Here is a 1,402-nt window from a genome sequence, read left to right as displayed (position 1 = left end):
AACGACCGGCTGGTGGACGCCGAGCTGGCGCCGGTGCGCCGTGACTTCCAGCCGCCGGCGGACGGCCAGCTGGCGGTGCGCAACGTGGTGGTGATCCTCATGGAGAGCTTCGCCGGCCGCTATGTCGGCGCGCTCGGCAGTGCCGACGGCATCACGCCGAACTTCGACCGCCTGGCCGGCGAGGGGCTGTTGTTCGAGCGTTTCTTCGCCAACGGCACCCACACCCACCAGGGCATGTTCGCCAGCATGGCCTGCTTTCCCAACCTGCCCGGCTTCGAGTACCTGATGCAGACGCCAGAAGGCGGCCATCGCTTCTCCGGACTGCCGCAGCTGCTCGGTGCGCGGGCGTTCGACGACGTCTACGTCTACAACGGCGATTTCGCCTGGGACAACCAGGCGGGGTTCTTCGGCAACCAGGGCATGAAGCGCTTCGTTGGCCGCAACGACTATGTGAATCCGGTGGTTTCCGACCCGACCTGGGGTGTTTCCGACCAGGACATGTTCACCCGCGCCGCCGAGGAGCTGGGCAAGCTGGATAACGGCGCGCCGTTCTATGCGCTGCTGCAGACGCTGTCCAACCACACGCCGTATGCGCTACCCGAGCAGTTGCCGGTCGCTGCTGTCGAGGGGCATGGCGCGCTGGACCAGCATCTGACGGCGATGCGTTATTCGGACTGGGCGCTGGGGCAGTTCTTCGACAAGGTGCGTAACCAGCCCTGGTTCAAGCAGACCTTGTTCGTCGTGGTCGGCGACCACGGGTTCGGCGCGCCGGAGGAAGTCACCGAGATGGATCTGCTGCGCTTCCACGTGCCGCTGCTGCTGATCGCCCCGGGCGTCACCGAGCGTTTCGGCAGCCGTCGCGAGGTGGTCGGTACGCAGGTGGACGTGGTGCCGACCATCATGGGCCGCCTCGGTGGAGAGGTGCGTCATCAATGCTGGGGCCGCGATTTGCTCAGCCTGCCGGCGGACGATCCGGGTTTCGGCATCGTCAAGCCGTCGGGCAGCGACCAGACCGTGGCGCTGATCCGCGGTGATCGGGTGCTGGTACAGCCCAAGGAGCAGCCGGCGCGGCTGTATCGCTATCGCCTGGGCGGTGAACCGGCTGGCGAGCGGATCGCCGCTGCCGAGGATCAGCCGCAGCTGCTGCGCCAGCTGCACGCCTACCTGCAGACCGCCACCGCCAGCCTGCTGGCCAACACCAGCGGAGATCGCAGCGGCGAGGGCGAGTCGGAAGCGGTGGCCGCCGAGGTGCCGCTCGCGGTGAAAGCGGCCCCGCCGGCACGGCCGGACAAGGGTTGAGCGCGGCGGTCGATCAGTGTTCCAGCGGCTTGAAGCTGTCGTCGGCGAAGTAAGTGGCGTAGTCGCCCAGCGCGCCGACCACCGTCACCGCGCCGTCGCGCTG

Annotated in this window: 1 protein-coding gene; it reads left to right on the top strand. The window is 68.0% G+C overall.

The genetic code is table 11. From position 1 onward, the window contains the following. Nucleotides 1–1,299: LTA synthase family protein (locus tag NA619_RS24935; RefSeq protein WP_255964439.1), on the top strand; the 1,299-nt coding region annotated here is incomplete at its 5' end. Nucleotides 1,300–1,402 lie beyond the last annotated feature (103 nt).

The organism is Stutzerimonas stutzeri, from assembly GCF_024448895.1.
In the GTDB taxonomy this organism is placed as follows: Bacteria; Pseudomonadota; Gammaproteobacteria; order Pseudomonadales; family Pseudomonadaceae; genus Stutzerimonas; species Stutzerimonas stutzeri_Q.
Note: the sequence above shows the minus strand (reverse complement) of the source record. Positions and strands in the feature narration are given on the sequence as shown.